6 protein-coding genes are annotated in these 7,074 nt (G+C 72.7%); 5 read left to right on the top strand and 1 reads right to left on the bottom strand.

What is annotated here, in order from left to right:
- Positions 1-252: 252 nt before the first annotated feature.
- The 5 genes from ABT034_RS25200 to ABT034_RS25220 are packed head-to-tail and all read left to right on the top strand — an operon-like array spanning position 253 to position 6,089.
- Positions 253-3,225 carry a sensor histidine kinase gene (locus tag ABT034_RS25200; protein ID WP_502973049.1) on the top strand — a complete coding sequence of 991 codons (2,973 nt, stop codon included), beginning with the start codon at positions 253-255 and terminating at the stop codon, positions 3,223-3,225.
- The gene (locus ABT034_RS25205; protein WP_351218901.1) at positions 3,222-3,713 is read left to right on the top strand and encodes a roadblock/LC7 domain-containing protein; all 492 of its coding nucleotides are present in this window, start codon (positions 3,222-3,224) and stop codon (positions 3,711-3,713) included. Before ABT034_RS25200 ends, ABT034_RS25205 begins: the two co-directional genes overlap by 4 nt.
- Complete coding sequence (locus ABT034_RS25210) at positions 3,710-4,132, top strand: DUF742 domain-containing protein (protein ID WP_351218903.1); 423 nt, start codon at positions 3,710-3,712, stop codon at positions 4,130-4,132. The genes ABT034_RS25205 and ABT034_RS25210 overlap by 4 nt, the downstream gene beginning before the upstream one ends.
- Positions 4,113-4,814, top strand: a complete 702-nt coding sequence (locus ABT034_RS25215; RefSeq protein WP_502973045.1) for a GTP-binding protein — start codon at positions 4,113-4,115, stop codon at positions 4,812-4,814. The genes ABT034_RS25210 and ABT034_RS25215 overlap by 20 nt, the downstream gene beginning before the upstream one ends.
- A gap of 39 nt (positions 4,815-4,853) precedes the next feature.
- Positions 4,854-6,089 carry a styrene monooxygenase/indole monooxygenase family protein gene (locus ABT034_RS25220; protein WP_351218905.1) on the top strand — a complete coding sequence of 412 codons (1,236 nt, stop codon included), beginning with the start codon at positions 4,854-4,856 and terminating at the stop codon, positions 6,087-6,089.
- Positions 6,090-6,223: 134 nt separating this feature from the next.
- Here ABT034_RS25220 and ABT034_RS25225 read toward each other — a convergent pair whose 3' ends face one another.
- Positions 6,224-7,009 carry an ABC transporter permease gene (locus tag ABT034_RS25225; protein ID WP_351218907.1) on the bottom strand — a complete coding sequence of 262 codons (786 nt, stop codon included), beginning with the start codon at positions 7,007-7,009 and terminating at the stop codon, positions 6,224-6,226.
- Positions 7,010-7,074: the final 65 nt, after the last annotated feature.

Raw genomic sequence — 7,074 nt, forward strand, 5'->3', positions numbered from 1 at the left:
CGGGCGGGCATCCTGCCAAAGCCCGCGCGGAAGATCCAACCGGGGGCCCGTCGGGGGCCTCGGACCCCGCCCGGAGAAGTTGTTCGCCAACTCAGGAGTGTTGTTCACTCGTTCGGGTGGCGGAGCGGCCGATGCGCGCCCCCTTCCCAGAAGCGCTGGAATGGTCGGAAGCCGTACCAGGGGTGGGGGCGCTCCATGTGACCGGCCGTCACCTCTGCTTTGTGGGCGGACGAGTCAAGAATGCGAGCACCGGTGCAGATGAAGCGGCCTCGGAGCAAGAACGGCGCGCGGAGCCAGACCCCCGGTGTGACTCCGACCCCGGACGACGGTGCCGCGACGGCGCCCGCCGGGGGCACCACCGCGCCCGGAGCGACGACCGGCGCCCCCACCGGCACCCCCACGGGCAGCGCCCCCGCCGGCCGCCCCAAGCGCGTCCGCAACCGCCTGGTCGCCGGTGTCGCCCTCGTCGGCATCACGGTCCTCGCCGCCGGAGCCCCCGCGGTCCTCGCCGCCTCCACCACGCTCACCGACTCCCAGAGCCTGGTCACCCTCGCCGAACTCGACCGGCAGGCCGTCACCCTGGCCCACTCGCTCGCCGACGAGCGCGACGAGGTCGTCGCGTTCATCGCCGCGGGCCGCGACGCCCAGAGCGGCGACGCCAAGGACAAGCGCCAGGTCACCAGCACCCGCTCCACCCGCGTCGACCGGCAGATCGACGAGATCCGCCCCGCCGCGTCCGCCGAGCTCCGCCGCGACCTCGCGGGCGTCCCCTCCGTCCGCCGCGCCGCCCTCACCGGCAAGGGCACGGCCCTGGAGGCCCACCGGGCGTACTCGGAGGTCATCACCAAGCTCCAGGCCCTCGCCGACGAACTGGCCGACCAGACCCCGCCCCGCGCCGCCGACACCGCGCTCACCGAGACCACCCGCGCCCCCGCCGCCCTCGGCCGCGCCGTCGAACAGGCCTCCGCCACCCGCGGCCTGCTGCTCGCCGCGCTCTCCGTACCGCGGCCCGAGCCCACCGGGGACGTCGTCTACGACCCCGAGACCGACACCTACGTCCCCGAGGTGCCCGAGGGCACCGCCGAGGCCGACCGCGCCCGCGACATCCTCACCGCCGCCGCCCAGCAGGCCCGGGTCCGCGAACTCGCCGCCCTCGGCGACTTCGACCAGGCCGCGGGCTCCGCCGCCCGCGACTCCCTCGCCGCCACCGTCGCGGGACCGGACGTCAAGAGCGCGGAGCGTTCCCTCGCCTCCCTCACCGACCAGCCCCGGCTGACGGAGACCGAGCGCGCGACCGACCGGGCCGGCTTGGAAGCCGCCCTCTCCGCCCGCATCGAGCAGATGCGGGGCGTCGAGTCCGCCCTCGCCGCCGAGCGGGTCGAACAGCTCGGCGCGCTCCGCGACGACGACGTCACCGCCCTCGAACTGCGCATCGCCTTCCTCGGCGGCTGCCTGCTCCTCGCGATCGGCATCTCCACCTACGTCGCCCGCACCCTCACCCGGCCGCTCGCCGTACTCCGTCTCGGCGCCGCCCGGCTCGCCGGCGCCCCCGCGCCGCACGCCGAGGAGCCGGTCCGCTTCACCGGCCGCAACGACGAGTTCGCCCAGGTCGTCCGCTCCCTCAACACCCTGCACGGCAAGCTCTCCGGCCTCGCCGCGCACACCGAGCGGCTCACCGAGGGACAGGCCGACCTCGCCGCCGCCAAGGAAGCCCTCGGCGCCGAACTCGCCACCCAGCGCGCCGAACTCCAGGGCCGGGTCGCGCTCCTCACCGCCGACCTCGAACGGCTCAGGAGTACCGTCCACCACACCTTCGTCAACCTCTCGCTGCGCAGCCTCGGGCTCGTCGAGCGGCAGCTCGGCGTCATCGAGAAGCTGGAGGAGCGCGAGCAGGACCCGGACCGACTCGCGACCCTCTTCAAGCTCGACCACATGGCGACCGTCATGCGCCGCCACAGCGAGAACCTCCTCGTCCTCGCCGGACACGAGCACGTCCACGGCCACGCCGGGCCCGTCCCGCTCGTCGACGTGCTGCGCGCCGCCGTCAGCGAGATCGAGCGGTACGAGCGGGTCACCATCCAGTCCCTGCCGCCGCACGCCCAGATCGCCGGCTTCGCCGCGGACGACCTGAGCCACCTGATCGCGGAACTCCTGGAGAACGCGACCTCCTTCTCGCCGCCCGACGCCGAGGTCCAGCTCTCCGGCTGGCTCCTGGAGTCCGGCGAGGTGATGCTCTCCGTGCAGGACGCGGGCATCGGCATGACGGCGTCCCGCCTCGCCGAGCTGAACGCGCGCCTGGCCGACGCCGACCCGGCCGCCTTCGAGGGCGAGGGCCTCGGCATGCGGGTCATCGCCCTGCTCGCCGCCCGCCACGGCGTCCGCGTCGAGCTGCGGGAGCAGAGGCCGGGCGGCACGGCGGCGGTCGTGGTCCTGCCGGAGCCCCTGCTGCCCACCGCCCCGCCGACCACCGTGACGGAGCCCGTACGGGTGGCTGGCGCGGCGCCCGCGCTCCAGCTGCCCGGCTCGGCCGCGGAGGCCAACTCCAACGCCCTGCCGTCCCGGAACCGCGAACCGCTGGTGGACCCGCTCGTGGAGGCGGCGGAGCGGGCGTTCCTGGCGGCGGAGGTGAACGCGGCGAAGGAGCAGCGGGAGCCGGAGCCGGCACCGGAAGCTCCGTACGAGGCCGGGACCGCCCCCGAAGAGCCCGCGTACGACGAGCCCGGGACCGTACCCGAAGAGCCCGTCCGCCTCGGGGAGTCCGTCTCCGAGACCACGCTCCAGGTCCGGCTGCCCGACCCGCCGCCGGAGCCGGACACCCACGAGCGCGCCGCCGACCCCGACGCGTACGCCGAGCCCGTACACGCGGAGCCCGTACACGCCGAGCCCCAGGTCCCGGCCGAGCCCGACCCGGAGCCGGTCACCGACCAGCCGGTCACCGACCAGCCGGTTCCCGGCCCCCGCTCCGCCCCGTGGGAGCGGGTCACGGACAAGGGCCTGCCCAAGCGCACCCCCCAGGTGGTCCGCCCGGCCGGCCCCGCCACCGCGCCCCGCCAGGGCGGCGTGGACGCGGAGGCCCTGCGCCGCCGGCTCGGCGGCTTCCACAAGGGCGCCGAGGCAGGACGCCGTGACGTCGAGGCGGAACTGGACCCGGCGCGGATAGAAGACGTAAAGCCTGCACGTACAGAGGAGATGACGGGGGACACAGTCGAGGAGGCACGCAGTTGACTGCGACGGGAACGTTCGGACTGAGCACGGAAGCCCGCAACCTGCAATGGCTGCTGGGGAACCTGGTGGAGGAGGTACCCGGGGTCCGCTCGGTGGCCGTCGTGTCCTCCGACGGCCTGCTGCTGCTCTCGTCCGACCCGGCCATCCAGCAGAGCACGACGGCCGCCGCCGACGCCGGCCGTCCCGACGGACCGCGCGGCTCCAGCGCCGACCTGGCCACCATCGTCTCCGGCATCGGCAGCCTGACCATCGGCGCGGCCCGGCTGATGGACGGCGGCGGGGTCAAGCAGACCATGGTGGCGATGGAGGAGGGCAGCGTCTTCGTCATGTCGATCAGCGACGGCTCGCTGCTCGGCGTGCACGCCACGCCCGACTGCGACATGAGCGTCGTCGCGTACCACATGGCGCTCTTCGTGGGCCGCGCCGGTCACGTACTCACCCCCGAAGTCCGCAGTGAGCTGCGCAAATCGATGGAGAGCACCCAGTGACGTCAGCATCCCCGGCGTTCCACGCCCATCGCCTGCCGGTACGCGGAGACGGGCGGCGCCCCGCGCGCGTACGCCCGTACTCGCTGACCGGCGGTCGTACCCGCTTCGGCCACGTCCTGCTCGTCGAGACCTTCGTGGCGGCGCTCGAAGCGCCCGCCGTGCGCAAGGTCCTGACGGACGGCGGGCCCGGCGCCCGCGGTCTGATGCCGGAGATGCGGGCCATCGTCGAGCTCTGCCGCCGCATGCGGACCGTCGCGGAGATCTCGGCGCTTCTGAAGATGCCGCTGGGAGTCGTCAGGGTGCTGCTCAGCGACCTGGCCGACCAGGGAAAGATCCGTGTGTACGGGACCGGTCACGGCACCGGGCAGCCCGACCGCGCGCTCCTCGAAAGGGTGCTGAGTGGACTCCGTCGTCTCTGACGCCTCCGCCGTCTCCGATACGCCGACGGCGGCGGCCGCCATCCCCGCGCAGCCCCAGGTCGACCTCTTCCAACGGGATACCGACGGCCCCACGGCCGAGGACGGCGCGCAGGACTGGCAGCTCGACCACACCCGCGCCCCGATCGCGACGAAGATAGTCGTCGCGGGCGGCTTCGGCGTCGGCAAGACCACCTTCGTCCGCGCGGTCTCGGAGATCACCCCGCTCCAGACCGAGGCGCTGATGACCCGGGCGAGCGAGGACACCGACGACCTCACCGCCACCCCGGACAAGCTCACCACCACGGTGGCGATGGACTTCGGCCGGATCACGCTCGACAACGACCTGGTGCTGTACGTCTTCGGTACGCCGGGACAGCAGCGCTTCTGGTTCATGTGGGACGACCTGGTGCGCGGGGCGATCGGCGCGATCGTGCTCGCCGACACCCGCCGGCTCACGGACTGCTTCCCGGCCCTCGACTACTTCGAGAGCTGCGGACTCCCGTACATCGTGGCCGTCAACCACTTCGAGGGCACCGAGCTGTTCGAGGCGGAGGACGTCAGGGAGGCCCTGACCGTGCCCCCGCACGTACCCGTGGTGATCATGGACGCGCGGAAGCGGTACAGCGTCGTCGAGAGCCTGCTCGCGACGGTCGCGCACGCGCTCGAAGCCACCCCCGAATAGCTCTCCCCGTCACGACCCGTCACGCCAGGAGCACCACCCATGCGGAAGATACTCATAGTCGGCGCCGGCCAGTCCGGTCTGCAGCTCGCCCTCGGACTCCAGTCCGGGGGGTACGAGGTCACCCTCATGTCGAACCGGACCGCGGACGAGATCCGGTCCGGCCGGGTCATGTCCACCCAGTGCATGTTCGACACCGCGCTCCAGCACGAGCGGGACCTCGGCCTCGACTTCTGGGAGTCCCAGGCCCCCCGTATCGAGGGCGTGGGCGTCTCCGTCGCGGGCCCCGACTCCAGCCGGGTGATCGACTGGGTCGGCCGGCTCGACGGGTACGCCCAGTCCGTCGACCAGCGGGTCAAGATGGCCGGCTGGATGGAGACCTTCGCCCAGCGCGGCGGCCAGCTGGTGATACACGGCGCCGCCGTCGGCGACCTCGACTACTTCTCCCGCAGCTACGACCTGGTGCTGGTCGCGGCGGGCAAGGGCGAGCTGGTCTCGATGTTCGGCCGGGACGCGTCCCGCTCGCCGTACAGCGAACCGCAGCGCGCGCTGGCCGTCGCGTACGTCCACGGTCTCGGCCCCCGCCCCGAGCACCCGGACTTCGACGCGGTCCGCTGCAACGTCGTCCCGGGCGTCGGCGAACTCTTCGTCATGCCGACCCTGACGACCGGCGGCCGCGCCGACATCCTCTTCTGGGAGGGCGTCCCCGGCGGCCCGCTCGACGCCTTCCAGGGCGTCAAGGACCCGGCGGAGCACCTCTCCCTGACGCTGGAGCTGATGGAGAAGTTCACGCCCTGGGAGTACGCGCGGGCCACCAAGGTCGAGCTGACCGACGCGGGCGGCACCCTCGCCGGCCGGTACGCCCCGACGGTCCGCAACCCGATCGGCCGGCTCCCCGGCGGCGGTCTGGTCCTCGGTGTCGCCGACGTCGTCGTCGCCAACGACCCGATCACCGGCCAGGGCTCCAACTCGGCGTCCAAGTGCGCCGCCGCGTACCTCGCCGCCATCGTCGAGCGCGGTGAGCAGCCCTTCGACGAGGAGTGGATGCGGGGCACCTTCGACCGCTACTGGCAGACGGCCCAGCACGTCACCAAGTGGACGAACGCGATGCTGGCCCCGCCGCCGGAGCACGTCCTGAACCTGCTCGGCGCGGCCGGCCAGCTCCAGCCGGCCGCCGACCGCTTCGCGAACGGCTTCAACGACCCGGCCGACTTCGAGAACTTCTTCTACGACCCCGAGAAGACGGGCGCGTACCTGGCCTCGATCTCCGGGAACTGACTCGGGAAACCGACTCGGGGAGACTGACCGGCCGGCGAGCTGCTTCTGGCCGCGTCCCAGGGAACGCGGAGAGGGCGGCGTGCCCCGACATCTGTCGGGGGACGCCGCCCTCATGCGTGGGGCGGGGGTTCCGGCTACTTGGGGTCGCGGTTGTAGACGGCCTTGGACCAGAAGTAGCCGAGGGCGGTGAGGGCGAGGCACCAGCCGAGGGCGAGCCAGCCGTTGTGGCCGATCTCGGTGCCGAGGAGGAGGCCGCGGAGGGTCTCGATGGCGGGGGTGAAGGGCTGGTACTCGGCGATGGGCTGGAACCAGCCCGGCATCGCGTCGATGGGGACGAAGGCGCTGGAGATCAGCGGCAGGAAGATCAGCGGCACCGCGTTGTTGCTGGCGGCCTCGGCGTTGGGGCTGACCATGCCCATGCCGACGGCTATCCAGGTCAGGGCGAGGGCGAAGAGGGTGAGGAGCCCGAGGGCGGCGAGCCATTCGAGGGCGGTGGCGTCGGTGGAGCGGAAGCCGATGGCGGCACCGACGGCGCCGACGAGGACCACGCTGATCACGGACTGGAGCACGCTGCCGATGACGTGGCCGGTGATGACGGATCCGCGGTGGATCGCCATGGTGCGGAAGCGGGCGATGATGCCCTCGGTCATGTCGTTGGAGACGGAGACGGCGGTGCCGATGGTGGTGGAGCCGATGGTCATCAGGAGCAGGCCGGGGACGAGGTAGGCGATGTAGGCGGAGCGGTCGGCGCCGCCCATGCCCGCGCTCATGACGTCTCCGAAGACGTAGACGAAGAGCAGCAGCAGCATGATCGGGGTGAGCAGCAGGTTGAGGGTGAGGGACGGGTAGCGGCGGGCGTGGAGGAGGTTGCGCCGCAGCATGGTCGACGTGTCGCGTACGGCGAGGGTGATCGAGCTCATCGGACGGTCTCCTTGGACGGACCCTGCTGGGTGGGGACGGTGGTGGTGGCGGTGAGGGCGAAGAA

It is taken from the genome of Streptomyces sp. NPDC002773 (assembly GCF_040295605.1).
GTDB lineage: Bacteria > Actinomycetota > Actinomycetes > Streptomycetales > Streptomycetaceae > Streptomyces.